The organism is Vibrio sabulosilitoris (genome assembly GCF_055391395.1).
In genome coordinates this window covers 114,557-138,386 of record NZ_AP029601.1, presented here as the reverse complement: position 1 = coordinate 138,386, position 23,830 = coordinate 114,557, and the positions used below count along the sequence as shown (strand labels likewise).

28 protein-coding genes are annotated in these 23,830 nt (G+C 45.0%); 9 read left to right on the top strand and 19 right to left on the bottom strand.

Annotation, left to right across the window (positions count from 1 at the left end):
* Nucleotides 1-216 precede the first annotated feature (216 nt).
* Nucleotides 217-1,551 carry a Y-family DNA polymerase gene (locus ACZ5R2_RS23520; RefSeq protein ID WP_464900627.1) on the bottom strand — a complete coding sequence of 445 codons (1,335 nt, stop codon included), beginning with the start codon at nucleotides 1,549-1,551 and terminating at the stop codon, nucleotides 217-219.
* A complete protein-coding gene (locus tag ACZ5R2_RS23515; RefSeq protein ID WP_464900626.1) occupies nucleotides 1,548-2,195 on the bottom strand; it encodes a S24 family peptidase in 648 nt (215 codons plus the stop codon). Before ACZ5R2_RS23515 ends, ACZ5R2_RS23520 begins: the two co-directional genes overlap by 4 nt.
* A gap of 166 nt (nucleotides 2,196-2,361) precedes the next feature.
* Between ACZ5R2_RS23515 and ACZ5R2_RS23510 the strand changes: the two genes are divergently transcribed.
* The 3 genes from ACZ5R2_RS23510 (at nucleotide 2,362) to ACZ5R2_RS23500 (ending at nucleotide 6,555) form a co-directional block, all read left to right on the top strand.
* Nucleotides 2,362-2,604, top strand: a complete 243-nt coding sequence (locus ACZ5R2_RS23510; RefSeq protein WP_464900625.1) for a hypothetical protein — start codon at nucleotides 2,362-2,364, stop codon at nucleotides 2,602-2,604.
* A gap of 571 nt (nucleotides 2,605-3,175) precedes the next feature.
* The gene (locus tag ACZ5R2_RS23505; RefSeq protein ID WP_464900624.1) at nucleotides 3,176-5,590 is read left to right on the top strand and encodes an Ig-like domain-containing protein; all 2,415 of its coding nucleotides are present in this window, start codon (nucleotides 3,176-3,178) and stop codon (nucleotides 5,588-5,590) included.
* Nucleotides 5,591-5,817: 227 nt separating this feature from the next.
* A complete protein-coding gene (locus ACZ5R2_RS23500) occupies nucleotides 5,818-6,555 on the top strand; it encodes a hypothetical protein (RefSeq protein ID WP_464900623.1) in 738 nt (245 codons plus the stop codon).
* 432 nt (nucleotides 6,556-6,987) lie between these two features.
* On the opposite strand, the gene ACZ5R2_RS23495 is transcribed toward ACZ5R2_RS23500, so the two are convergent.
* The 4 genes from ACZ5R2_RS23495 to ACZ5R2_RS23480 form a co-directional block, all read right to left on the bottom strand.
* The gene (locus ACZ5R2_RS23495; protein WP_464900622.1) at nucleotides 6,988-9,492 is read right to left on the bottom strand and encodes an Ig-like domain-containing protein; all 2,505 of its coding nucleotides are present in this window, start codon (nucleotides 9,490-9,492) and stop codon (nucleotides 6,988-6,990) included.
* A 412-nt stretch (nucleotides 9,493-9,904) separates the two neighbouring features.
* Complete coding sequence (locus ACZ5R2_RS23490; RefSeq protein WP_464900621.1) at nucleotides 9,905-10,111, bottom strand: hypothetical protein; 207 nt, start codon at nucleotides 10,109-10,111, stop codon at nucleotides 9,905-9,907.
* A 64-nt stretch (nucleotides 10,112-10,175) separates the two neighbouring features.
* On the bottom strand, nucleotides 10,176-10,493 hold the full coding sequence (locus ACZ5R2_RS23485; RefSeq protein ID WP_464900620.1) for a hypothetical protein: 318 nt from the start codon (nucleotides 10,491-10,493) through the stop codon (nucleotides 10,176-10,178).
* Nucleotides 10,494-10,804: 311 nt separating this feature from the next.
* Nucleotides 10,805-11,305, bottom strand: a complete 501-nt coding sequence (locus ACZ5R2_RS23480; protein WP_464902407.1) for an HAD domain-containing protein — start codon at nucleotides 11,303-11,305, stop codon at nucleotides 10,805-10,807.
* Between the two features lie 225 nt (nucleotides 11,306-11,530).
* Between ACZ5R2_RS23480 and ACZ5R2_RS23475 the strand changes: the two genes are divergently transcribed.
* Nucleotides 11,531-11,809 (top strand): hypothetical protein, encoded by a 279-nt coding sequence (locus ACZ5R2_RS23475; protein ID WP_464900619.1) that lies wholly within the window; start codon nucleotides 11,531-11,533, stop codon nucleotides 11,807-11,809.
* Nucleotides 11,810-11,849: 40 nt separating this feature from the next.
* Here ACZ5R2_RS23475 and ACZ5R2_RS23470 read toward each other — a convergent pair whose 3' ends face one another.
* From ACZ5R2_RS23470 to ACZ5R2_RS23455, 4 genes are all read right to left on the bottom strand, one after another.
* Complete coding sequence (locus ACZ5R2_RS23470) at nucleotides 11,850-12,167, bottom strand: hypothetical protein (protein ID WP_464900618.1); 318 nt, start codon at nucleotides 12,165-12,167, stop codon at nucleotides 11,850-11,852.
* Between the two features lies 1 nt (nucleotide 12,168).
* Entirely contained in the window at nucleotides 12,169-12,741 is a 573-nt protein-coding gene (locus ACZ5R2_RS23465) for a hypothetical protein (protein WP_464900617.1), read from the bottom strand.
* 363 nt (nucleotides 12,742-13,104) lie between these two features.
* Nucleotides 13,105-13,440 carry a hypothetical protein gene (locus ACZ5R2_RS23460; protein ID WP_464900616.1) on the bottom strand — a complete coding sequence of 112 codons (336 nt, stop codon included), beginning with the start codon at nucleotides 13,438-13,440 and terminating at the stop codon, nucleotides 13,105-13,107.
* A 66-nt stretch (nucleotides 13,441-13,506) separates the two neighbouring features.
* Nucleotides 13,507-13,719 (bottom strand): hypothetical protein, encoded by a 213-nt coding sequence (locus ACZ5R2_RS23455; protein WP_464900615.1) that lies wholly within the window; start codon nucleotides 13,717-13,719, stop codon nucleotides 13,507-13,509.
* 181 nt (nucleotides 13,720-13,900) lie between these two features.
* Between ACZ5R2_RS23455 and ACZ5R2_RS23450 the strand changes: the two genes are divergently transcribed.
* Together ACZ5R2_RS23450 and ACZ5R2_RS23445 are read left to right on the top strand one after the other, a co-directional pair.
* Nucleotides 13,901-14,530: a DNA adenine methylase gene (locus tag ACZ5R2_RS23450; RefSeq protein WP_464900614.1), complete on the top strand. Its 630-nt coding sequence runs from the start codon at nucleotides 13,901-13,903 to the stop codon at nucleotides 14,528-14,530.
* 211 nt (nucleotides 14,531-14,741) lie between these two features.
* Nucleotides 14,742-15,146 carry a hypothetical protein gene (locus ACZ5R2_RS23445; RefSeq protein ID WP_464900613.1) on the top strand — a complete coding sequence of 135 codons (405 nt, stop codon included), beginning with the start codon at nucleotides 14,742-14,744 and terminating at the stop codon, nucleotides 15,144-15,146.
* An 80-nt stretch (nucleotides 15,147-15,226) separates the two neighbouring features.
* Here the strand turns inward: ACZ5R2_RS23445 and ACZ5R2_RS23440 are convergent, their stop codons facing one another.
* The 4 genes from ACZ5R2_RS23440 to ACZ5R2_RS23425 form a co-directional block, all read right to left on the bottom strand.
* Nucleotides 15,227-16,003 carry a hypothetical protein gene (locus ACZ5R2_RS23440; RefSeq protein WP_464900612.1) on the bottom strand — a complete coding sequence of 259 codons (777 nt, stop codon included), beginning with the start codon at nucleotides 16,001-16,003 and terminating at the stop codon, nucleotides 15,227-15,229.
* Between the two features lie 167 nt (nucleotides 16,004-16,170).
* Nucleotides 16,171-16,779, bottom strand: coding sequence for an outer membrane beta-barrel protein (locus ACZ5R2_RS23435; protein WP_464900611.1), 609 nt, complete (start codon nucleotides 16,777-16,779; stop codon nucleotides 16,171-16,173).
* A complete protein-coding gene (locus tag ACZ5R2_RS23430; protein WP_464900610.1) occupies nucleotides 16,776-16,973 on the bottom strand; it encodes a hypothetical protein in 198 nt (65 codons plus the stop codon). Before ACZ5R2_RS23430 ends, ACZ5R2_RS23435 begins: the two co-directional genes overlap by 4 nt.
* An 88-nt stretch (nucleotides 16,974-17,061) precedes the next feature.
* The gene (locus ACZ5R2_RS23425; RefSeq protein WP_464900609.1) at nucleotides 17,062-18,333 is read right to left on the bottom strand and encodes a hypothetical protein; all 1,272 of its coding nucleotides are present in this window, start codon (nucleotides 18,331-18,333) and stop codon (nucleotides 17,062-17,064) included.
* Nucleotides 18,334-18,459: 126 nt separating this feature from the next.
* Between ACZ5R2_RS23425 and ACZ5R2_RS23420 the strand changes: the two genes are divergently transcribed.
* Complete coding sequence (locus ACZ5R2_RS23420) at nucleotides 18,460-18,939, top strand: hypothetical protein (RefSeq protein ID WP_464900608.1); 480 nt, start codon at nucleotides 18,460-18,462, stop codon at nucleotides 18,937-18,939.
* A gap of 2 nt (nucleotides 18,940-18,941) precedes the next feature.
* Here ACZ5R2_RS23420 and ACZ5R2_RS23415 read toward each other — a convergent pair whose 3' ends face one another.
* Nucleotides 18,942-19,520 carry a hypothetical protein gene (locus ACZ5R2_RS23415; protein ID WP_464900607.1) on the bottom strand — a complete coding sequence of 193 codons (579 nt, stop codon included), beginning with the start codon at nucleotides 19,518-19,520 and terminating at the stop codon, nucleotides 18,942-18,944.
* A gap of 182 nt (nucleotides 19,521-19,702) precedes the next feature.
* Entirely contained in the window at nucleotides 19,703-20,350 is a 648-nt protein-coding gene (locus tag ACZ5R2_RS23410; protein ID WP_464900606.1) for a hypothetical protein, read from the bottom strand.
* Between the two features lie 100 nt (nucleotides 20,351-20,450).
* On the opposite strand from ACZ5R2_RS23410, the gene ACZ5R2_RS23405 reads away from it, so the two are divergent.
* Nucleotides 20,451-20,852 (top strand): hypothetical protein, encoded by a 402-nt coding sequence (locus ACZ5R2_RS23405; protein ID WP_464900605.1) that lies wholly within the window; start codon nucleotides 20,451-20,453, stop codon nucleotides 20,850-20,852.
* Between the two features lie 5 nt (nucleotides 20,853-20,857).
* Nucleotides 20,858-22,060 carry a hypothetical protein gene (locus ACZ5R2_RS23400; protein ID WP_464900604.1) on the top strand — a complete coding sequence of 401 codons (1,203 nt, stop codon included), beginning with the start codon at nucleotides 20,858-20,860 and terminating at the stop codon, nucleotides 22,058-22,060.
* 160 nt (nucleotides 22,061-22,220) lie between these two features.
* Here the strand turns inward: ACZ5R2_RS23400 and ACZ5R2_RS23395 are convergent, their stop codons facing one another.
* From ACZ5R2_RS23395 to ACZ5R2_RS23385, 3 genes are read right to left on the bottom strand one after another with little or no spacing between them, the layout of a single operon-like run.
* Nucleotides 22,221-22,688 carry a hypothetical protein gene (locus ACZ5R2_RS23395; RefSeq protein ID WP_464900603.1) on the bottom strand — a complete coding sequence of 156 codons (468 nt, stop codon included), beginning with the start codon at nucleotides 22,686-22,688 and terminating at the stop codon, nucleotides 22,221-22,223.
* Nucleotides 22,689-22,690: 2 nt separating this feature from the next.
* Nucleotides 22,691-23,482: a hypothetical protein gene (locus ACZ5R2_RS23390; protein WP_464900602.1), complete on the bottom strand. Its 792-nt coding sequence runs from the start codon at nucleotides 23,480-23,482 to the stop codon at nucleotides 22,691-22,693.
* A complete protein-coding gene (locus ACZ5R2_RS23385; protein WP_464900601.1) occupies nucleotides 23,451-23,828 on the bottom strand; it encodes an H-NS family histone-like protein in 378 nt (125 codons plus the stop codon). Before ACZ5R2_RS23385 ends, ACZ5R2_RS23390 begins: the two co-directional genes overlap by 32 nt.
* Nucleotides 23,829-23,830 lie beyond the last annotated feature (2 nt).

Here is a 23,830-nt window from a genome sequence, read left to right as displayed (position 1 = left end):
AGATAGATGACAGGTTTGTGGTGTCTTGCTCGACATAAGACACAATCTAGGTGTGTTCACACCGCTCAGCAGCTCGAATTGCTTACATGGGCCCCAAAAACGTACCTTAAAGGCACTTTGCACCTAGATTCTGTCACGTAAAAACTGGTGTATCATTGCAGTGCGGTACAACTACACGGCGAACGTCGACGCTTCGTCTCATTACGGCCGCTTGATCTAACATTCGAAAGTAGGCAGCTCAGAAAACTCAGTAAAGTAGTCATGCATCCGAAACTCGTCAATTTGTTGATCGTTCATTAAGGCAGAGCGGGCCAAACCAACGACATTCCCATATTTTGCATTCAATTTATCGACCGTTTCTAGTAACGCAGCCCTCTCAGGGGCACCTTCATCAGCGAATAGGTCGAATTGTCTTGACTGCTCATGCTGAAGCCTTGATGCGCCAAATCCCAATTTATAGATCGGTTGCTGCGCGGGGTCACCCGGTATCAGTTTTGAGTGCTGCTTTCTAAGCTCAGAAAGGAGTACTGAAGGATCATCAGTACATTGATCTAACCTTATATTGACTTCACCATAGAACGGCAACACATGGCTGTCATGAGGCGATGTCGCGGCAAAGGCTCGCACTTCTTGGATCTTGGCTTTTTGTTTTCGTGCCTTCGCACAAACCACTTCACAATGATGCGCTATGTGGGCTGCGATCTGTTCGCCATCGGTAAGCCTCGTAGCATGCGATTTAGTGGAAAAGACCTGCTGATTGGCTTGCTTGGAGGCTACTCTGGATTGCGATGTATCGAGCTCGAAGACTGATGTGCCACGAAGTTCGTAAATGACATTGCTAATTGTTATGCCGAACTCGCGCCGAGCCTTGTCTGGACACAAATCGCGGAGCTGCGCAGCTGTTGCGATCCCCATGGCCAATAGTCGTTCGGAAATTCGCTTACCTACGTTCCATACTTCACCAACAGGTATTCTCTCGAGGATCGATTGGGCTTCGACGCTTGTTGCGTCAAGCACCACGCATACGCCGTTGTAACCATCAATCTTTTTGGCGGCATAAGAGCTACACTTAGAAAACGTGACAGTGGGCCCAATCGCCACACCACACCCGATGCGCTGCTCTTGCCAAACCCTGCGCCTGAGGTCATCAGCGAAGTCATATAGATCTAATTTTGATGGTAAGTTGGATAAATCTAGAAAAATCTCGTCGACTGAGTAAACCATGAGCGGGACACCTCGCTCCTCTCCGGCTTCGCAAGCATCGATGATAGATTGCATAAACCTGTCGCTCTGATGACCCAGGGTTGAGAAATTTGCCGTCCATACACGTCCACCAGCACTCTCGATTTTGCTTTGCCCGCCATTTTGCCACAATGGTTTAAATTTACTTATTCCACATTGGTGGCTTGCAATTTTGTTAATTGCAATAGGGACTCCCTTAAAACCGCTGTGAGTAGTCACGGCAACAGGCTTTGATCGGTACTCAGGTAGAAAAGAGATGGCACTTGAGGCATACATACGCGCAGCGTCAACTAAGCAGAAAATGCTCATGATCCGCTAACCCTGTGAAGCTTGATAATCTTCCCAATGACACCTTCGCACGTAACCCGCGAGGCGGTTAAATCGACAGTTTCGGTTTTCCCGGCCGCAAACAGACAACTGTTATCTTGATCGAACCATCTACATTTTAAAGGCCCACCATCAATACTAAAGAGCGAGATGTCTTCGTGCTCCAAGGCTAGGTGCCGCTCAACTATCGCTAAATCTCCACTTTTGATGACTGGTGCCATTCCCCCCCCTCTCGCCCGCATGAAGAAACAAGCGTGAGGTTTGGTATCTATAATCTGCTGATGGAGAGTTCGTTCTGCCAGGGGGACCGGCTCTTTCTTATCCCGGCAGAAGTGAACGGACGCAACAACCACCCCATAGCTTATTGCGCCCTCCGAGCGAACCACTTGCTCATCGTTTGTCAAAACGACTTGGCCATCTAGTTCTACAAGGACAAGCAAACCGTCTGACCAATTACTGATCTGATCTAAGATCAACCAGTCACCACTTTCGACGCCTGAGGCCAGATGAGAGTTTGGAGCTATGGCGATATGATGCCGGCCGGGCATTAGATTGAGTGCCACATCCAAGACTATCGGCGGTTTCATATGCTTAACGGTTGGATTGTCGAAGCCTTGAATTTTCATGAGTTACTACACTGTTTAAATAACCAGTCGTGATCATAATAAAGATGCTGCGTTTGTCGAGAAAAATCCGTGCCTGAACGATAGTGGCTCACGATCATGACCAGTCAGTAGGAGTCGTTACCACTTCATGTTACTGTAGCTTACATCGATACTCAGGAAATACGGAATGGAAATTACTAGTCAAATTTCGAGGGGCCTCAAGCGCTACCCAACAAAGTCACTGCTATCTGAATTGCTAGTTCTACTGCACTGCGCCGCGTGCCTATGGTTCATCAATACCGCCGATTTGGAAGGGATCACCGGGCTCGACGCCATGCTTACAACCATGAAGGTAGTATTCATTACAGTGTGTATCTTGCTACCAGTGGCCTTGATATTGAAAATTGCCAGCCTTGGGAAATCTGAATAATCGGCGCTTCCTTTACTCGAACCTGTCAATACTAACCACAGTTTTGCGACTAGATACGATGGCTTAGACCTTTCGTATGCGATTATAAGTAACACATCGCATACACATGGAGTGAATATGACAACACTACAAAAATTAACCGAGCTTGTTCTATTTGTTATTGGTGGACTTATATTTTGTCTAATTGTCCAACCTGAACATCCCTTCGAGTCTGTTGTTATGGGGGTCGTTACCACGTATATCCTGAAGTATGGGGCAGGCCTAGCAGTACGCTTTGTCCGCTCGAAACTTAGTTAGGTTCCCACATAGATAGAACAGAATAAGCTTGCAGTGAGAATCTGGCGTATTCACTTTGGGACGAACCGCTAAATCACAACCTCGCCACCCGCGATAAGTAACTAAAGTCAGCCGGGTGCGGTTACCCCCAAGCGAAGCACAATACCTAGCATGTTCCTTTCAATCTACCTGATCTGGCATACATAACTCTTTGCTCTACCGAGCAATTCAGTCATAATGTTGTTGATACCTCAATAATACAAGCCCTCCTCCTGTATTATAATGGACCTATACAATGAAGCGATTATTAGCACTGATCCCTGCCATTTGTGCAATGGTAGCAAATGCGAGTTTTGAACTGCTTGAATTCACCGATCCTGAAGGAAACAAACGCGAATTTACTAACCAATTAGATGGTCGCTGGATCAATAACCAATCAGTCATCCACTCTGCCCTATCATCAGGTCTGGATCGTCGTCTACGCGTAACTGCTAAGAGCGAAGGTCAGACCGTATTTACTGAAACTACAAGTGTGGTTAGTACTTCGGATCGTATCGATATCGGTGGCCGCGAGTTTTACGGCAAGCGAATGGATATCACCGGCTTAACTTCTGACGGAGAGTACTCTGTCGACGTTGAAACCATTGATCTGTATGGAGAGGTCGTTGCCAGTCAAACTTATACGTTAAAACGCGATACTTCACCTCCTGTGATCCACGATACTGACATCACCTGGGTCAGATCGGCATACACACTTGGATCCATCGATCATTTTTCGGCTGGTGGCGCATCACTTGAGCTACGCCTCAATGAGATAACCGAGGAGGGTAGCGGTCTATCTCACGCTACCTACTTCATTGAAAATCCGGACTTCGAAAGAAAAACCATTACCGCAAACCTCAATGCAAGCGATCCATTTAGGGGAAGTGTCCAGATCCCGACGTCCACCGCAGCATCGAGTAGTCTCGTACCTGCGTCTAAGTCGGGGCTATATACGATTGGTTTCAATATTTACGATAAAGCTGGCAACTCAACCACAATTCAACGTGAATCGCATATTGATAACAACTGTTTGACCACCCCGATACGAGAGGTACTTAACGCAAATACGAGTGAGTGGGAACCGTACACAGCCAATATGAATGCTTACTCAAACCCGATCACCATGCGATTTGGTCGACCGCTAAGTCAATTTGAGTCTGGTGAACGAGCCCCTTACGGTTGGGCTGATAACTCAACTGTATCGTATGTTGAAAACGACATTGCATGGTACCAGAGAAGTTTGAACTACCCTGAAATATACAGCTACTTCTATTTCAACTTGAAGTCGGGTGCAATATGCCAGAGACAGAGCCTCAACAGCTTCAAGTTTACGCTTGGCGACGGAATAGATACCGCGCCCAAGGGTGTTAGCGTCTGGCACAATACTGATATTGCTGACCAGAATGGTGAATGGCAAACACATGGTAGACCTCGATACAACGTGCCCCACACCATTACCGGCACAAGGGTCCACGTTGAGCCAAGAAGCTATCGTCAACTGGTCACCGGTTCCGGCATGGAGCAATGCTTCGTAGAGGTCGGTGATGATTTTTGCGATCTTGGGACAAATTTTGTTCGAACATCAGGTAGGGGATACAGCCCTTACTCGATTCACCTCGCAAGAGATGATGGCAGTCTCCGAGTCCACTATAGCTATCTATACACCTATCATGACCTCAACGATCCCTCGGTCCTCTCCACTGAATATTCAGACGATAAGTTAGTCATCGTCCATACCAGAGACAACGATACGGTTTCCAACTGGCAAAAAGACCACTGGAAAATAAAGCAATGGGAGGCTGTTGCGACGAACACTGAAACTAGCAAAGAAATATCATTGAGCCGAACGTCACTGACGCAGCTTGATCTATGGGAGCATATCGCCACGTTTTCGACAGATAACTTGGCCGATGGTACGTACAGCATCACTGCCTACGCGACGGATACGTACGATAATATTGGCGCCTCTGAGCAGCCGATCGAGATTGTTGTGGACAACACCCCGCCTGTAATTAACATTACGTATGAAGAAGCCACTGTGCCATCAGTAATTGATGACATCAGAAAGATTGTGATCAAGCTTGATGACCAAAGCCCTTCCCAACTGACTTCTGCGAGGCTCTTCGGGTCCATCCGCGACGAGAACGTGTATTTAGGTATCCTGCAACACGACTCTCACTGGACGCTAGAGCAACCGCGCATATTCCCTACTTTGCAACAAGGTGAAAAGTACGGGCTCGAGATAACGGCCAGCGACATCTTTAATAATCAATCATCCAACACGATTGAGTTTTCCTACACCCCTGCAAATTTGATTGAGATTGGGATCTTGAGTTACCTCACCATCGATAGAGAACTGCTTGATAGGGACAACACTCCCATCGCCCAGATTCAATCACTTGATCCGCTTTACATCGATGATGGCATGCGCGCGACAGGGCCGCAGACGGCTTACATGACTGTGCACGCGTCCTCTGATTTTGGTGTTTGGCTAGATGAACCTGGCAACAAAACCAAGGTTGAGCCGGGGGAAACGATCGAGGTCACGATTGATTTAGGTTTCGAAGGCTCACCGCTCTCGATACCCTTATACCCCACAAAGCCCGACTCAATAGGCAAAGCAGAGATATTGTTCGACATCCCACATCTTCGAACGATTCACAATTAAAGCTGTGATCACATGGCCGACGCCCTCACACCAGGTGCTCGGCCATAATTTTCTGACCGTTTGGGCGCAATAACAACCTGCACTCTGGATATCACTTGCATCGAGCTGAACTAACCGACAAGATCAAAAGTCACCGAGGTCTGCGCGGCAGGTAAACATTGCCGGTTGCAAAACGGGCACACAGAGCTAGAATTCCTAACCGATTTGTTTTGCTAGGTTGAATCAAAATGTATACCGAAAGCTACCCTGATTTCATCGACCAAAGCTTAGCTGAAGGTTTAGTCAGACGTTACACAAGAGCCGTAAAAGAGCGATGCGCTCGAGTACCGACGCCTCAATTACAAATGCGCTGGAAACAGTTAGAGGCCGAGGTAATTGCCGGTGTACCTCGCAAAAAAAGGAGCAATCACTTCTCACGTTACGTAAAAGAACTAGCCAAGGCACGTGCTGTAGTTCCAGTCATGGGAGATGGTGATCCATTTGCGGGACTAGCTTTGCTTAGCACCGTGGAAAAATTCGGTAAAGACCATCTAAAAGTCGAGTTTTTCATTATCGACTACTCTGAAAAATCGATTGTGCTTTTGCCGAACCAGATCGAGGTTGATACTAACCATTTCCTCGTACGATGGCTTCAGCGCGAGCAAGTCAAATCAATTAACGTGGCAGTGGCGGCGGTGAGCAACGGCTGCCTTGCACTATCTGCTTTACCTCTCGCAACGTTGGTGAAAAGCAGACCGTCGTTTACAGATGATGCCAGCTTAAAGCTCCCCTCTGGCGGGTACCTGCTTGGGAAAGTTAACCCTGACAACACTAAAAATTTCCTGGCTCGTACCTACATTAGCGAGAACATGGCTAAAGCGCACAATCTTGAGCAGTGCCTCAATCCACAAGAGCTTCGTGAAGAATGGGACTGGAATGACGAGTTTGAAGTGATTCAACGTCACTTTTCAGCTTCCAGTAAATAACCCATACCCCATTCCAATATCCACTGGAATCAAAACTAGGGTAGATGAGGCAGTTTGCCCTAACTAGCTGGTAGCCTTCAGATTCTGCAAGGTCAGCTGGCCTAGGTCAATGACATCGTTGCGGCCAAGCTTACCACCAACAAACCAAAGGAGGTCAAACTCAAAATCGACCTAAACCGTGTGAACTTATGCTCACGCTGTGATGACAAGTGACTGGCACATACATGCAGGAAGCCACCTAGGATTAACGAACAGAAAAACAAGACGTAAGTTAGTCCAAAAAGTATCTCTAACAAGCTCATAACGCATCCCTTTCGAGTGAATTAGGGAAATTATGGCTCGCTATTTTCGTGGACTTGGTCATTAGCGAAGCTATTTTAAACCTTTAAAGCAGTTTGTTTTGCCGCTCTCGATCAAGAGCGGCAGGTTGGATTAGTTAAAATCAACGTTCGGTATTTCGACCATAAAAGCGGCACGGGCCTCTTTTGATGACTCTCCTGCTGAGATAGGCAGCTGCATTCTGCCGCCATTACCCTTCATGTCATGAATGAAGTCGTGTGATTCACCTGGGTAGATAAGATGGCCTTCGGCGATTATTGGAAACGCAGCGTCGTCACGCAGGGTTATGATTACCCTGAGCTCATCAGTGATTAATTGGCCATTGTGATCTCGAAGCTCATTCGTCTCCACTTTGAAAATTGGCTTATCTTCGTTATTCGTTATGATTTTTGCGATAGGGAGCAAGCTCATTGTGCTAACGACGATCAAATTGTTCGGAACGTAATCAAACGTTACGATGCCAACAGCTACATTACCTGAATAATCATGAACTTCCATCGTCAACTGGTAGTCCTCCCCCTCTCGCATCGACGGGAAGATACGCGGATAGTCAAGCAGGAAAGAGTTGTCACCATTCGGGATCACGCTTAACTGAACTCTATCATCAGTTGGCCCTCCAGAAAGCAAGGCACCAACCACTATAATAGGTTCGCTCGCGACTATCTCAATAGACTCAAGGCCACGAACTGTCTCCCCATCGACCAAAAGCTCACCTTGGTTGTAAAAAGTCAGCGTCGGCGCTGTCTTGTCAATCTCGACAACCTCTAAAAAACTGCGCAACTCATTTCCAGCACTATCATAAGCAAGAATATTTAGTGACCATTCGCCCTCATCAAGCTCTTCCAAATCAAAATCGTATGTGTACAGATCAACAATGACTTCGGGATCTCGACTTCGTGGTACCAAAACCACATCACCATCTTTCGATGCCTCGATAAATGCCGTTGCCATACGAACACGTCCCCAAGACTCCGTATCTTTGGGAGAATCTATCTTAACGGACATCGTACCGCTTATAAGATCAAGATCATGCTCTACATAGAGTGGTGGCTCATGATCTAAGTAGATACCGATATGCCAACCGGCGTTATAATCTCTTTCTTTCCAGAGTCTGACGCCACTTGTCGCGTTCAACTTAACGAACTCTTCCTCTAAATCATAATCCAGCTCGGCTTCACACATCGTCTGATTTGGGGGTATTTCACAATAATACTCAAAGTTATCCAGCGTCGTTGTGCCGTATTGGGTATATGGCTTAGGTGAAGCGTTGTACTGAATCCCGGTTATTCTTTTGTATGGAAAAAGAGAACCAAATAACGACTCCTCATAACCATCACCCGGCAATTGAGCTTGTAAAGCTTTATTTATTGAGTTTAAGTCGCTTCGCGGTATCCATTCACCTCCATCAAGCTGGAGCCTGTAATTATCCAGATTAGGTGGTGCAGCTTGTTCCGCGAAATTGGTACCAACGTTAAAGTAGCCCCCGCAATAATCCCCATTGCTTGACATTCTAAATGTCGTAGCACCATTGGATTTGATCACCTGATTACCTGTAACGTGATATGCATAACCATCATGCGTGGTGATGTAGTTCAGTTGGGTTCGATTGTAACGACCTAACCCATTCAGTTCGTTGTACTTCTTCGAATGCTCCTGTTTGAGGCGAAAAGCAAATTTTGCTGGGTTGAAGAGAATTGGTTCACCGGGTTTAAATGGACGATAGCCAGTTGTGCCAGGAATACCTAAGTCACCAGTAAACGATGTGTCTTCTATGCCTATAATTTCAAAGGACTCTGATGACAATTTGTAATCTTTCGAAATCCAGCAACTTGAAACAAAATCATAGACTCGTTCTTTACTAGACATATTACCAGCTAGATCCTCGGCGCTAACCGTGAGACGAACTTTAGTATCGAAATAGGGCATAGCACCATCAAGGCCCCAGAGCACATCATCGTTACGCGCCTCACGCAAGCGCGCGACCCCTGAGGTAATCGAAGCTTCAAAGTCTCCAATTTTGTGCCACCCATCATCCAGATACTCTGTCGTGAAAATAACCTTGTCTATCGGAGAACCAACAGTTTCGAACTCTATATCTATCGCTCCACTAAACCTACTGCTCAAGAATTGCTGACCTTGATAGACAAACTCTGGATGTTCAGACTGCCAGTTAGAACCAGGTACGTACCAGTGGATAAAATCACCTAGGACCGGACGAACCGTATCTACCACCAATGGTAGCTCTACCTGCTTGACTACCCCCCCACTCCGGTCAGTTATGGTTTGACGTATTGTGTACGAGCCATCCGACAAACTGGGCACTGTGAACAATTTGCCATAAAAAGAGTCGTCGAAATCATCGATGCGATCGTCTATGGTCACAAATTCAGATGTATCTACATAGTCGTAACTATTACCATCAGTGATCCGCAATTCCACTAGACGGTCGAGACCAGCGCTTGTATATACCGTCAGGTTTCCCGTTGAGTTGATGAATTCACTCTGAGTTTCAAGAACAAGTTCGCCGTCTGTATCTGCATACCTATACCCGACGATCTCAGCATTCGCCGCGCCAGCACAGAACAGCAAACCAAGCATAGTCGAATACTTTGGTCGCATAGTGTCAAAAATCCTAATTTTAGAAGGGGGTAATCTAAGTAAATTATTGAAGTTTCGACACTAATATAACATCCTCGCAGTTACATTTCATCAGCATTATTGTGCAGAAGATAAGCAACACATCGCTACTAGAGGTTAACCTCCCCCAAACTTGCAAGTAAGGAAAGCAAGAGGCCTTTGCGGTTAAAATCGACGCTGTAGCGGATTACGGCCTCTAAAGGTTAAAGTGGGACAGCAACAGAGCCGCGACAACATTAGGGAGAATTGCCTGAACAAGCTACGTAGACGCCGGTAATATCGGGGGCTCCTATAGAACCAGTCCCAACGATAGAGATGAAAGCACCGCTTGCTGAGTGGGTAAAAGTCTCTTGAAACACGGCGCTCTTCGAATTTATTTGGCCGAAACTTTACTTGGGGAGGGAGAGCCCGGCATCTTGACTTTACCTGTCGCAATAAGCAAGCCTGAGAATAGACAATAGGAGCCTAGAGTTCCGACCACAAAGCCTGTCCACGACCCTAACCAGAGACCGAATGCACCACCAGCAATACTGAGAGCCAGTAGTGTGCAGATTGCCAAAATACGTGTCTTATAAGTCATCTAAATCGTTACCTACTTGAAGGAGCAAGTTATACCATGAATTAAACCGAAAAATCGCTGCGCTCTATTCACTACTCAATCGGAACCGACGCAGTTGAAGAAAAGCCAACAAGAGGGCCACATCGACTAACCAAACATAGCTAGCGGAATAGAGTAAGAAAGTGTTGATAGCTTCAAGACCTATGATCATATGAAGGATGGCCAAGGCAATCGCAAACGCCAGCGTGCCATTGAGCATTTCAAACAAGCACCTTTGCAGCATATTTTTCTTTAGTGCTTGAAGGTCAGCATACCACTGACGGGTCTTAATAAAAGCACCAATCACCGCGCCTGATAACAACGCTCCAAAGCAAACACAAGCAAGGTAGACACTTGATGACATAAAACTAAAACCCCTTCGCTACAACGCCAAATACGTATTTTACTCTTCCAAAGGCAGAGGTAATCACTTCTTAGTCATAGGCAACACTACTCAACCAATGACATAAAAAAGGCGTCTAACACCAATCGGTTAAACGCCCTCTCTACGGCTTATGCCTTATGGAAGAATACGATCTATGTGTGACCATGAGCCGGACTCAACCACAACGGATTCTATGTTACACATAAAAAACAAAATTAGATTACCGTCACAAACCAATGATTGTCAATACTTTTTCAAATCAATTACTTGCGTCCGTGACGTTGAAATCCCTAGCCCTGACCCAGCCTAGATAACCAGGCATCAATCGCCCAATAGTTAGCTTCAGTGAAACCTTTACTTGGATCTGTTAACAACAAGAAACCACAAGATTGATCGAACCAACTTTTGTCATCGTCGATAGCCACAAAGTTTGAAACACCAAATATTGCAATAAAGGCTTCGATTTCGCGCTGTCGTCGTATTGGGCCGAGCTTGAGCATTGGCGTTGCACCGACTATCCGTTCAAACAGCGAAGGACCAAACATAGTCTTTAAGTATTCATCATCCGCTGAGTCTCGCCAGTTAGAGCTTAACACTAACTGCATTGATGGATGCCGTATAGCGAGTTGCTCAAACCAATGCCGGCATTCGAAACTATTATTCTGGTACCTGTGTAATACGCCGTCGCAGTCAATAAACAATGTTGGACAATCCCTACTAAACCGGCTATTAATCAAACCTAGCTTTGGTGTATCGCAAGAGATTGGAAACTGTAAGTGAGGCTTAGGCATAGCATCAAATAGCTCATCATAATCGATTAGCTTTGGTTCTTTGCGAAAACTAATAAACATGACTGCCAGTACAATCGACCCGGCGAGAAAATAAAATATCACCACTACCTCCATTAAGATGCTTTCCCGTTATCTGAAAATAGCTATACAGCTGTGAGTATTTCAGATTTACAGGCTACCTAGGATTAGTTATTCTGCTTCAATTACGACTTGTGAGCTCACACCATGACTATCAAATCAAGACATCAAGAAAGGCTAGATTTAATGGCTGACGTCACGCTAGCATATTACACTGGCTACGTTATTGGAATTTCTCTAGCGGTTCTATGTTGCTTCATTTTGGGCGTTGCCATGTATATTGGTAAGCAACTCGACAATTACGATTTGCAAGTGGCACTGCTTAAAGTCTATGCTGTCACAAGCTTTGGTAACCTCTTTCAACTTATGTATTTCTCCATGAAAGCCAAGCTTATAAAAAAGAAGTTAAAACACCTCCCTAGCTGACAGAGTCCGTGAAGCGCACAATCGACCCTAAACACCGGTACTACTGGTTGTTAATTAGGGCTCTGCGCTTTGCTGAATCCACTCCCTTCTGGTAATGCTCAAACCAAAGTCGCCGCGGCCAACCTTCTAAGAAGTCTGGATGGAATATGCAATCAGCGTTTCCAACCGAGTCCTGCACATAATCATTATTGCCGCGGCGTTTGGCATCAACACGAATAAAGCTGGCTAATTCTTCGACCAAATCTTGACTTGATAGAAATTCCCTTGCGTGCCTTCCGGACCAACAGGGAATACCTAAAACCGAACAGTTGACCTCTGGAGCCACTGACTTCGTACCATACGTACCTATCGTCCCCATACTACTTTCCTTCAATCTCACTACGTTCAATCGACAATTCACGATGACACTCGGCAACATGCTCACGGATGCGTTTCCTTGACCCGACAGGCGCTACTAGAGCTTTAATCACAAATTGAGGCATCAACGTCAAAGGCCAAAAAGACAAGACAAGTCTCAATGGCCATGGCTTTGAACGGACTATCCACTTCCACCCCATCGCGAGCTCTTCGTTGGCATCACCAAGCTTGACCTTATGCTCTATATGCAGCAAAGCCAATTCCTCTGCCGCAGGCAAGGAACCTTTTTGATACGCAAATTCAAGCAAAGATACGATCCTGCTTATATCATACTGAAAATGAGGCCTTTGCTCATCCATAATCAAGTCGGCCAGACTCAGCGCTGCACAAGCGCAAACCTCTTTATCTTTACTCTCCATCGCTTGGTAAATCCACTCTTCAGCAACAGCCTTGGTTGAAGGGTCAGTGGATGCGTTAGCTGCCAAAAACAAAGCGGCCATGTCATCCCCCGCATGATATGCGCATTCGAGGTTTTGTGTCTCTTTGATTGTCAAAGGCTCTTTGCTAGATACCATTCTTAAAAGAGCCTTTGTCTTATGCTTCTGCAAGTGCTCAGAGTGATCTTTGGTTCTGCGTGCCGTCATTTTTTTAAATTTACTCGCATTGTAAAACTCATTTCATCAGTGAGTAGGTTAAATGGTACTGGCAACCAATGAAAGCATTAGCTTCTTTCACTGCAGTTGCTCAATCAACTAACCCGAGCTTCAAAAGGTGTGCCTCTCTCAGTAGGCCAAAGAGTGAAAATATCATCCATAAAATGTATGGCAAATTTACTGACAAAGATGCTGAGAAACTGAAATAGACAAAAGCCACCACTAGACTGACCAACCAAACACATTTCATCGAACTGCCAGAGCGCCAAACAGACAAAGCGCGCCTCATAAAGCAAGGTCCTTTAGTCGTGCCTCAAAGCGCTTGAGTACGTCACTGCCAAAGAGATCATCAACGCAAGACAAGTAATGAGTAGCGCTACCCTCAAGGACAACCCTCTCAAAGCTAAACCCCTTCTGGTAATGCGAAGTTGGGCCACTTAGGACATAACGCACGTTGCTTGGTTTCAGCTCACGGTAAGGACTCATGTAATTGGATGCGGTACTACGATGAAGGCCAAAGGTGGCAGCTATATCGTTGATACTGATTGAATCAAACTGCTCGAGTGACGCCTCAATGTAAGAGAAAATTATCAGGCCAATTTTTTTCTTGCTCAAGTTCATATAAATTCCAATTGGTTGATGTTTAGACGCATGTCCTGTGCATATCGATAAAGTTAACTTCTGTCCCTACCGACTTGAATCAACACTGATCGGACGTTTGAACTTGTAGTCTTTGAGCAGAGTCAATACTGCACTTGCACCGAGTACGATGCAAATCAACTGAAGCATCATTGCTTTAATCAGTCCTATCGGATCTGCTGGCGCTTCGTAGCCGAAACGAAAGATCAGGTAGTGGGCGACAAAGAATAGCAGTGTACAAAATAGCTTTAATAAAATCATGGTTTCTGGGCTTATTAATAGGGTGCCAATAAGACAACAACATGCGGTCACTAAACAGATAGTATCTGATCTAAACGTAAGTTTTAAGTGGCTGATCTCTCTAAATTTATAATTTAGTTGTTTGCTATCAAGTCCTCGGGCGGTATAGTTTTAGCGAACCCACCAATAATCAGCTAAGCAGATGATCTCACCCGCACGAGTACGTTCACCGATCAAATATGCCGGAAATAAGTATTTTCTAGCAAGCGCCCTTGACCGCCTCATTTGCAAGGAAATACCGCGAGACAGCCGTGTACTTGAGCCGTTCGCAGGCTCATTGGGATTCTCTCTTTATTTTGGCTTCGATTTTGTTACCGCCAATGATGCCAGTTTCCCGATGTACAACTTTCAACGACACATCATCGATGGTGAGATGCCGCGTCCAGAGAGCGAGCCAATCTCTCGCGATTACTATTACCGGATGGTCAAGCGTTACAATGAAATCGCCACTGCAATGCCATCAACACTAAGCAAAGCAACATTAAGTGAGCTATCGAGTTTAACCTTCTTGATCAACTACGCATCTTTCAACGGTCTTGTTCGAGTCAATAAAAAAGGAATCTTCAATGTACCATTTGGAAAGCCCAAAGCCTCGATCCCCCGGGCTAAATTAGAAGCGTGCACAGTTGCACATAAGGTTATGAAAAATTGGCAGATGCATCATGGGTGCTTTAGTGACTTAAACTTCAAAGGCTATGACTTTCTGTACATCGATCCTCCCTACTCTCAGACCTTTACAGCTCTGGAACCTTTTCCGATGATATGCAATTAAAGGTTATTGATAAATTGAATCAAACAAACGCACCCATCGTTCTGAGCAACTCAACAAACAGCCGTGATCTGATGAATGAATACCGAGCCGCAGGCTTTCGCCTTTATCGTATTCCGATAAGACGCCGGGTCGCGGCAACTCAAGCAGGTCGCAGTGTCGTCGATGAGCTTGTCGCCTTTCGTGGATTTACGACAAAGAGGATACGATCATTATGTCCCAAACTGAGCCTCATTTAGTCGAACCCAAAACTGCTGTGTTCAGAGCAGCTAAAGAACTGGATCTTTTGGACTTCATGGCGGAGCTTGCAAAACACACTCAAGCGTTTAGTGCCGTAGAGATTGAGGTCAAAGAGTGTGAAGGATCGGATTGGACGCACCTCGTTGGTTACTCGCAATCGACAAAACGAGTGCCTCTAGCCAACTGCAACCAATACACCGAGATCAAGTCGAGAGAGCTACGCTATATCTACCAAGGTTACCCTATCAAACACATGCATGATGGCTACGGATTTTTTACAGTGAGTCAACCGTATAAAAGTGAGAAACTCGATGGTCTAACACCTGGTACGGGCTACAGCCAACATGAAAATCCCAGTGAAGAAGAAGCATTAGTTTAGATCGAAAAAAAGCCCAACCGCAATGGGCCAGGCTAAAGTCTCAGATTGAAAAGGAATTTATGGATAGAGTGCCTACGATACTATTGCGCAGTTTCCAACATTTGTTGCATTTGCATCATAATTTCAAATACGTTTTCGATGCATCGACCAGTAGCATCACAAATGCGTACGTTCTCAGCAGCCAGAGTAATGTTGCCTGAGTGAGGAGCTTGGTCATCAAAATGACCCGTTGTCAATAGAATACCAGATGCTTCGGTAATACTACCCCCATTAGAAATTACGACTGCGTTAGTACTGTTGCGCACATCTGCTCCTTGACCTAACACAACCGCATTATAAAGGTTTGACAATCCCAGCCATTGACCAACAGCCACTACATTTTCAGACTTACTCGAATTGATTTCGTCGCCGAACAAGTAGTTTCCATACCCCTGCTCAACTCGGGTGTTTGAACCGATAACTCCTGAGTATCTTGTATCGTTCAATTCTAAACGGTTGCCCAGAGCAAATGACTCGTTTACTTCCCACATATGCACGTTTTGGCCTAGAACTGTCGAGAATTTTGTATAAGTTTCAGTGTTATACAAACCAAACATCGTTGAGTAATCAGACCACTGAGCCCCATTTTCATCACCAACCATAGTCACAGATTCAGCTGCTGTTGAAGAATTATCGGTGCCGCTAACGTGAATATTGTAGCTGTCCCATAACTGGTTCCACGAGCCTACTACTGTTGAGTTATTTGAAGTTGATAGCTCATTGTTTGACCCAAGTTCAACATTTGAGTCACTAGCCATTGCCGACGCAGAAACAAGTAGAGAGACGGCTGCAAGTCCTAAAGCCAATTGATTTTTCATGATTTTTCCTTGATATCCAGTTAAATTGTTTCGCAGAATTGCTCAACTGGGAACACAATAACAAATTGCCTTCCCAACTAATTGATCGTGTTTTCAGTAGAGAAAACCGGAAAAACATAGCCTTCTTGGAGTCACATAAAATCAAAGCAACAGTGTTTCGTTGGAATTTAGAAGCGGTAGCCTAGCATGGCGACAACGTTGGTCGACTCAACCCCAAAATCACGAGACCCAAGACCATACATCCCGTTATCAAGCACCTGATATTCGACGCCAAAACTGACATCGTTCATCGCCTGCCACTTAATGCCAGCGCCCCACGTGCCGATTGCGCCGTCTTGCTTCATGGCGCCTACAGACTGAACAATCTCCGACTTAGCCAAACCCAGACCCGCTTTAACATACAAACTGAGGCCATCGTGCTCTTTTAGTCGTTTACCGGCACAGAAACGCGCAGGAAGTGTGAATATTCGATAGGAAAGCACAGGACTGAGTGTAATAGCTGTGTGTTCACTATCATTGCTGCCGTATAGCGCATTTTCAAAAGAGTCATAGGAGAAGTTAACTCCCAAAGAAAAATTCTTTGCGATATGAGTCAGCCATGTAGCATCTGCTCCATACACAATCCCGGTCTCTTTGACCCTTCCTTGTGCGTCCCTAAAGCTCAAATCTGATGAGCCAAGCTTGAGACCAACACTAACTGCAGCATTTGCCGATATTGGCAATACTGCACATGATAAAGCCAGTGCAGCACAAGCAAAATTTCTTTTATTTGTCATTTTAATCCGTCCGTGAGTGTTTGCTGCTTCCTAATATTTTCGACAACGGTATCGAGCCGAACTTGCTGTTCGGTTGATAGAGCGAATTGTTTGGGCACGATGTTGCAACCCGAGGAAACTGAACAAGTCGCTGTCAGAAAAAATAGATAGATAGCAAACGCAGAGAGGGTAAATACCTGCTGTTTCGCATCCATGTTATTGCCTAATAGATTCATAAATGATGAAGTTTCAGGCTAATAGTAAAACAGCTTACCGCCTCTTGGCTATATCTTGTTGAAAAAATCAACCAATAAAACGGTCTTTCTCTGCTAAGCCCTCAAGGCGTAGGTGAACTCGTGAAGATAGGTACACCGATAGTGCCTGATATGAGCTGTGGCCACTGCACTTCATTACATCTTTAGCTCGCCGGCCGGACGCTAGATCATTACTAATACCCGTATGGCGACAGCAATGGATGCTTCTGCCGCGTAGATCATTTGCTTCATCAAGTTCACCAGCCTCGACAAGATCATCGGCAACGTTAGCAAAGAGCTCTTGAATAATATCTGCCAACTGCCCCGCGCTGAGGTTGGCATTCAAGATGCCTGCCTGACGGCCGTGACTCGCCTCTTTGTGCCGCGTGAACAGCGGCACTTCTCGCTCTGATTGACTAGGATAGTCTGGCAGACCGATAAAGCGACGATAGCGCACAAGTGCCGACATTAGGCCATGAGAGCAAATCACCTCCCGGCTTTTTCCATTCTTGGAAGACGGAATAAAGTAGGTCCAAACCGTCTTGTCCCCGACCCTATGGCGCCTAAAATCGGCCATCGTTGGAGTCCAGTTCAAACGCGGGCTTATTTCCGAGCGGCGAGGAAATGCCAATACCAGAAAGAGGAACAAAAATCTTAGACGTTCATACTTGTTGGCCTGCTCTGTGTCAGTAGTTAGTTTATTGTTTAGATGATGTAAGATGGCATCTAACTGTACCTGACTCAGGGCTTTGTCTTTTAGATCATCAGACAATGCTAGGTTATCAAAGGCGTTCACGTTAAGCCTTCTGAGTGCAACAGCTGCCGGGTTAGACTCAGTCCATTCAACATCCGCTAGGAATATATAGAACGACGACAAAACGCTTAGTGTTCTTTTCAGGGTTGCTTCCTTTCGCACGTAAGGCTTGCCTTGGTTGAGACCAGGATTCTTGAACGGGCGCCAATCGGGATTAACCGCCAAACCGTCATCTGTCTCTACTAACATCGGTCTAGACCACTGACTCTGTAACCCAGCTGGTGGCGAATTTGTAAACTTGATGTACAGATTAATCTCTGTACGCTTAAGTTGGTGAACATCTTTTTTTGCAACAAACCAACACCAGTTCAAGAACACATTGAGCTCTGACTTAAATGAATCGTAGTTGTTCTGGCTGTTCTCAAACTCAGACATAAACGCGATTGCATGCTCATAGGTAATGGTCGCGGTCTCTACCGAGAGCTTGGCACGAGCCAGCGCATGACGACACTCAGGCAGGAAGGTATGGAGGTGAGTGCGCGGTAGAAAAAATGGTGTAAATTGCAATTGCCTGCCCCTAAGCTGTTATTATATACAGTAGAATAAACCTTATTCACTCAGCATGCAAAGAGGCGTTGATGCGTGCTCAAGCAGTTTGATATAGTTTGACTGAAACAACAAGGTTGATACCGAATGAATCCAATAAAGAAAATGACCATTGGCGTCGCGGCAACGTTCGCCACGATTAGCATCGCTACTACCATGATTAAGAACGATCAGAGAAATGTCGCTACTGCGAGTCTTAGAGCCCCAACTTTTTACGAGATTGCGTTGCTAAATGAGTACCGAGCGCAATCTTTCGACAACGGCATCCTTCTTGACGGGGAATACCATTCCACAGCGTATAATGAGACACAGGCGTACCTACCGGCAGTGTGGCAATTCAGCGCTCCTGAGGAAACCTTCATCTATAAGGTGATGGAGAACGAAAATGTCCACGCAGTGAGTGGAACATTTGAGATTGTTGGTAAAACGATGCAATTTAGTTCGCTTCAGGGCGATAAGGGCATCATTAATTCGACTGGCGTAGCGCTCGATCATCTAGATGGCAACGTTGTTATCATCAAAACTGACGGTACAACGTTACCACTTGTGAGCTCCCTACTGAACTGAGATTAATGAGACATAGAGCTAATGTAGCTATTCTCAGCGATTATTTTGGACAAATTGACGTCTGCCAACTCGAAAAAATCATTATCTACCAGGTGATATGAAGCAAATGATGCTATTTCGAACAAAATCTGGACACGGTCCTCAGGGCTTAGCTCCGCATCGCAAGCGATAGACTCTAGATAATCGGATATCCACCTCGAATATTTTTCTCTGAAGTGAAGATTGGAGTAGATGGGCTTACGTCGCTCTTTGAGCTGTAGTGATGCTATTAAACCATGAGTAAGGCACTGTCTTTTTACATTCCTATACTCAATATCAGACAAAGTGAGTATATTCTCGAAAGCGAGCTTATGCACTGTGGCTGAATCACATGAGTGAGCGCCATAGATCATCAACGTCAGTACCGGACAGGATAAAATATGTGATATCAATGCTTCTGAGCTTGATAAATTAAGCCCTTCAACATCCACCAGGTAATCTCTTTTTTGTTGAGCCAGTAGTAACTCATTGCACGATTCCGTTCTTAGCGCTTGTGTGAGTGCGTCGCTTTTAATCAGCGACAATCTCTGAGACATATTCATAATGTGAGACCTAATCGCAGGATAGTGTTATTTTTTTGTGGCCTGCGCTACAACTGATAATATTAGTGACTAACAGCATCATGCCGATAGAAGTCAAAAAATATCATACCGTAATTAGGCTTTCATTCAATAGCAGCATAAGCATAACATTTTGTTACACTACGAGAGCAATACCGTGAAATTTACATCTCAGTTACAGTGTTACATTTTGACAACAGATTACCACCACTGCTAATCGCTGAAAACTTAACACCAATACTTCTCAAATAACAATGAGTTAAGCCACCCACTTCTTCAGATGAAAAAAATTGAGTATTAAAATTTCTATCGAGCATGTGAATTATAGAACGTGGGTAAACATTTAATTTACTAAGCAGGTCAGATACCGACCTCAATGTTGCAGTTGTTAACAGTATATTTCCATCGTGAAAACGTGATCGGAATACTATTTTATCCGTATCGTATGCGAAATATAACGTTCGACTTGTCAATAAGTTATTTACATCCCCGCTGTGAATTGGGCATATATTTGCCAGCGGAAAGAGTAGCACGCATATTTCACCTTGAGACTTTGAGGCGTAGTATTTCTGTGCCTCTTCTGTAGAGAATGATATGTTAAAACGACCTTGAATACCTGCATGGTCACGCAATTGATCCTTGGCCAAAGCAATTAACGCAAGCGTCTCGCTACTAAACTCAGGACAAGTGATATCTAGCACGTTTTTTACATCAACAAGGCCATTCAAGCTTCTAACCACACCGCCATTGGTGTGATCACGACAGGCCCACGCGACGAGACCGTCGCTAATATTTTGCAACTCAATGTACATTACTGTCTGATCTTAAATCGTGTTATAATTAAGTCGCCATTCGGTGTGGTAGGATTGTTGATAACCCACTGTCACACGATGAGAATGGACTCAAATTGTTATGTATGACCTTCGAACTCTGAAACTACTGAGAAATAATTTAGCATTAACCACGCTGTTTATTGCACAGTTTGCGCTTGCTGATATCTCTGAGGAATACGGTATCTATCTTGAGTACTTTACTCCGGTGTTCAATACTGAGACCAAAGAGCTATTTGCTGCGGCTTGTCACAATGACAAACAAGCTAGTGAGTTACTTGCTCAGGCAAGTGTATCTACTTATCTAAGTGAGAAATCAGTCAGTTCGAAAGAAGAAGTTTTCAATAACGAATATACACTGATTTTGGAATCGGCGGTAGTTTCAATTGCATCAGAAATCGATGTAATTAAGCAGGAAACGTTGCTAATTGGTGCGGAGAGTAAAACATGCTCTCTAATACGCACCTTATTGACAAAGAGCTAATTAAAATGACTAAATTTAAGAAAATTGCGCTTGCTACGGCTTGTATCGCGCTAGTTGCAACCGGTGGTGCTTATTCATTTGCCAAATCGACAATAAGCGATTACCGATTGGCTATCAAGCAAGCCCCGCTGATCGAAGTTGCAGGTGAAACCGAAGCCGACCTCAATAATGGAAACATCATCTTCAAAACTCCGGTGATGGATACAGATGGCTTTGCATGGGAGTTGGTGACCATTACCAACCTTAGAGACCTCTCTTTTTCATCAGTTCAATCCGTATCGCGGTTGTTTGCTACCGAAGAAGCAACGATAGGTCAATATGCACAGTTCCTAGACGCAAGAACGGGCGCACTACAGGCACTGGCAATCACCGAACTATCGAAGAGCACCATACATGCCGAGTTAAGCACTCACCCGATCATTCTTGTGCATGACGAAGCTACATTCTCAATCCCAGAGACGCAGACAATCATTGATATTGATAGAGCCAACCCGGCCAACAGAGAGGCGGTATTCATAGTCACAGGTGATATGAGCATTAACCTAAACGGTGCGGATACAGTGTTTAGCAAGCCACGTGCTCTGCTTGTTGGGGGAGATAGCAATGAGCTTGGATTTAAAGTTGATGGCATTTCTGTAGGTGATGTACAACTAGCTAGCAACATTGACGCCTCCTATGCACAATCCTCTAAAGGTGACTTATATAGCAGTAACGTACAAATCACTGCTGAGCAACTCGCCCAAATGCATAGCTTCTCTGGCTCGATTAGCCTAAACAACTACGGTATTGAAACCGCTTTGGATCTTGTCGAACTTGCTATTGACAATGCGATGCAAACGAACACCTTCAATACCGCTCAAAAGCTTAAAACACTTTTTGCTTTTGCTAGGAACGGTGGTGAGATAGAGTTGTCCACCAGCGCGACTAACCTTAACGAGCAGCCCGTCGAGATCAACGCAAGGCTAACTTTTGACGAACACATGCGCCACAGTATCGTCGACGATAATGCTTTCAGTATCACAGACGCTGCAATTTTAAAAGCTGAACTCAATGTACCACTAGAAACCGCGGCGGAGTACGTGAACCCTATGTGGCTGCACCAATTCATCACAGACAGGTTTCTGACCCTCGAGGGCAGCCAGGTGAAGACTACAATTGAAATCAATAAGATGGACAGTGTAATTAACGGCGTTGCAGTAGACCTGTGACCCACAACACTCATAAGCCGTTATAGTTACCGACGCAAACAATAACTCTTTGGTAGGAATGGTAACCCGGTTAGTATGAATAAAAAAAGGTGAGCCATTGGCTCACCTTTTTGTTAGAAGTCAGTTAGCAGAGAATTCCTACCACTGCCAAAGTGCACCACTAGTTTGCTTCAGCAATCTCCGCTTCCTCTTGAACTAGAGCTGCGTAAATTGGCTGAGTGGCGAGCGCCAGTGCAGCGAAGAAGAACAACCAAGCAATGACCATTGGATGGTTGTCATAAGCGAAGATACCAGTACAGAAGATAATACCGATGAGCGGTAAGCCGTGAAGAATTTTTACGTTCTTACCACTGTATTTCTCACGGACCTTCTCTTCACTGATGCTGTCGTTCAGAGTAATACCTGAGCAGATAAGTGCCTTTTTAAGAGGTGATGCCTTTTTATTCTTTTCGTTTGCAGTCATCTTCAAGCCAATGTTGTAGACAATGTACTGCATAACAAACAGAACAAGACCAAGAGTTGTTGCCTCGTACCAACCCAACTGATAAAAGTTTAGCCAGTCTAAGCTCATCCAAACGAAAATATTGCCAAGTGCAAGTGTGCGCGCGAGTTTAGCAAATTTAAACATTATTAATCCCTAATTTGACGTGTGATGAAAACAACAAAGAGTGTTGCGATAAAGTGTGTTAAAAAAACTATTCCTGAAAACGCTAAAAAAAGTGCGAACATCGATGCCAATGCGGTACTTAGTAAGGACTCTAGTGTATCCGCACCAAATACTAAGCAGCCAACCAATGCAAGCATACCGAAAGCTACCAGGCCCCTGCTTGCGCCCATCAGATCCGCTCGTGATGGGATCAAGTTGCTCACTATCGAGGTCATGAGCAGTGACCAAACAAAAAACGTACCTACTGACTCAGCTAGCATGTATTCGTAGAGCGAAACAACAGCTTTAGCCGAAAGTAAAAAAGTATCTGAGAGCGGCGCGTACCAAATAAACTCCTCCAGCCTATCCACAAACAGAATTATGTCGAAGTCTGGCCAACACACAACTGTGATGAGATACGATGCGCCAAGGCCTGCTGGTATCGGCGCTAAACCTATGAACAGCTGACCCACAACCTGGTAAAAAGATGTAGTGTCATAACTGTGCTCAACAATACCAAGTTGGCCATTTTGCTGAGGGTAAAATAGGTCTACTCTATGCACTTGGTGATTGAAAAGCTTACATGCAATGTAATGGCCCATCTCATGAACCCCCACACCAATACCACTGAGAACCAAGACAAAAGGCTTGCAGCCGCGCAGAAGCATAACCCGCCAAAAATAATTTGTGGTCAGCTGAAGGATAACAAAACCAATTACTACGACAGCTAGAGGCGATGCCCAGTTAGGCATTGCTGATAGCGTTTTGAAGTACATCTAACGGTACTCCCAGCTCCTTTGCTTGCTCAAGCAATTGTTGAGCCTTATTTTCTTGTGCCTTACGTAGCTCTTGCTCTTCGACCTCTTGATGGAACTTCGTTTCATAAATGGTCTGAAGTTGGTCGATCACCACTTTGATCTCGGATGAGCTCAAGGCTTTGGTCTGCCTAGTCAATAGTGGCTTGCTGTTGAAAATGGTCTTCTCTGCTGATGAACCACGCTTGAGACTACGTTTCTTCGCTGGTGTAGTAGAGCTTTGCTCTAAGTTTTCCCCAACAACCTGGGCCGTTGACAGCTCAATATCTGTGGTACCTGCTTGCACATTGTTATCTACATTATCCATTC

Excerpts from the sequence above, each read along its gene's own strand:
- ACZ5R2_RS23520 (WP_464900627.1), bottom strand. The coding sequence starts at position 1,551 with ATGAGCATTTTCTGCTTAGTTGACGCTGCGCGTATGTATGCCTCAAGT.
- ACZ5R2_RS23515 (WP_464900626.1), bottom strand. The coding sequence starts at position 2,195 with ATGAAAATTCAAGGCTTCGACAATCCAACCGTTAAGCATATGAAACCG.
- ACZ5R2_RS23510 (WP_464900625.1), top strand. The coding sequence starts at position 2,362 with ATGGAAATTACTAGTCAAATTTCGAGGGGCCTCAAGCGCTACCCAACA.
- ACZ5R2_RS23505 (WP_464900624.1), top strand. The coding sequence starts at position 3,176 with ATGAAGCGATTATTAGCACTGATCCCTGCCATTTGTGCAATGGTAGCA.
- ACZ5R2_RS23500 (WP_464900623.1), top strand. The coding sequence starts at position 5,818 with ATGTATACCGAAAGCTACCCTGATTTCATCGACCAAAGCTTAGCTGAA.
- ACZ5R2_RS23495 (WP_464900622.1), bottom strand. The coding sequence starts at position 9,492 with ATGCTTGGTTTGCTGTTCTGTGCTGGCGCGGCGAATGCTGAGATCGTC.
- ACZ5R2_RS23490 (WP_464900621.1), bottom strand. The coding sequence starts at position 10,111 with ATGACTTATAAGACACGTATTTTGGCAATCTGCACACTACTGGCTCTC.
- ACZ5R2_RS23485 (WP_464900620.1), bottom strand. The coding sequence starts at position 10,493 with ATGTCATCAAGTGTCTACCTTGCTTGTGTTTGCTTTGGAGCGTTGTTA.
- ACZ5R2_RS23480 (WP_464902407.1), bottom strand. The coding sequence starts at position 11,305 with ATGCCTAAGCCTCACTTACAGTTTCCAATCTCTTGCGATACACCAAAG.
- ACZ5R2_RS23475 (WP_464900619.1), top strand. The coding sequence starts at position 11,531 with ATGACTATCAAATCAAGACATCAAGAAAGGCTAGATTTAATGGCTGAC.
- ACZ5R2_RS23470 (WP_464900618.1), bottom strand. The coding sequence starts at position 12,167 with ATGGGGACGATAGGTACGTATGGTACGAAGTCAGTGGCTCCAGAGGTC.
- ACZ5R2_RS23465 (WP_464900617.1), bottom strand. The coding sequence starts at position 12,741 with ATGGTATCTAGCAAAGAGCCTTTGACAATCAAAGAGACACAAAACCTC.
- ACZ5R2_RS23460 (WP_464900616.1), bottom strand. The coding sequence starts at position 13,440 with ATGAACTTGAGCAAGAAAAAAATTGGCCTGATAATTTTCTCTTACATT.
- ACZ5R2_RS23455 (WP_464900615.1), bottom strand. The coding sequence starts at position 13,719 with ATGATTTTATTAAAGCTATTTTGTACACTGCTATTCTTTGTCGCCCAC.
- ACZ5R2_RS23450 (WP_464900614.1), top strand. The coding sequence starts at position 13,901 with ATGATCTCACCCGCACGAGTACGTTCACCGATCAAATATGCCGGAAAT.
- ACZ5R2_RS23445 (WP_464900613.1), top strand. The coding sequence starts at position 14,742 with ATGTCCCAAACTGAGCCTCATTTAGTCGAACCCAAAACTGCTGTGTTC.
- ACZ5R2_RS23440 (WP_464900612.1), bottom strand. The coding sequence starts at position 16,003 with ATGAAAAATCAATTGGCTTTAGGACTTGCAGCCGTCTCTCTACTTGTT.
- ACZ5R2_RS23435 (WP_464900611.1), bottom strand. The coding sequence starts at position 16,779 with ATGACAAATAAAAGAAATTTTGCTTGTGCTGCACTGGCTTTATCATGT.
- ACZ5R2_RS23430 (WP_464900610.1), bottom strand. The coding sequence starts at position 16,973 with ATGGATGCGAAACAGCAGGTATTTACCCTCTCTGCGTTTGCTATCTAT.
- ACZ5R2_RS23420 (WP_464900608.1), top strand. The coding sequence starts at position 18,460 with ATGAATCCAATAAAGAAAATGACCATTGGCGTCGCGGCAACGTTCGCC.
- ACZ5R2_RS23415 (WP_464900607.1), bottom strand. The coding sequence starts at position 19,520 with ATGAATATGTCTCAGAGATTGTCGCTGATTAAAAGCGACGCACTCACA.
- ACZ5R2_RS23410 (WP_464900606.1), bottom strand. The coding sequence starts at position 20,350 with ATGTACATTGAGTTGCAAAATATTAGCGACGGTCTCGTCGCGTGGGCC.
- ACZ5R2_RS23405 (WP_464900605.1), top strand. The coding sequence starts at position 20,451 with ATGTATGACCTTCGAACTCTGAAACTACTGAGAAATAATTTAGCATTA.
- ACZ5R2_RS23400 (WP_464900604.1), top strand. The coding sequence starts at position 20,858 with ATGACTAAATTTAAGAAAATTGCGCTTGCTACGGCTTGTATCGCGCTA.
- ACZ5R2_RS23395 (WP_464900603.1), bottom strand. The coding sequence starts at position 22,688 with ATGTTTAAATTTGCTAAACTCGCGCGCACACTTGCACTTGGCAATATT.
- ACZ5R2_RS23390 (WP_464900602.1), bottom strand. The coding sequence starts at position 23,482 with ATGTACTTCAAAACGCTATCAGCAATGCCTAACTGGGCATCGCCTCTA.
- ACZ5R2_RS23385 (WP_464900601.1), bottom strand. The coding sequence starts at position 23,828 with ATGGATAATGTAGATAACAATGTGCAAGCAGGTACCACAGATATTGAG.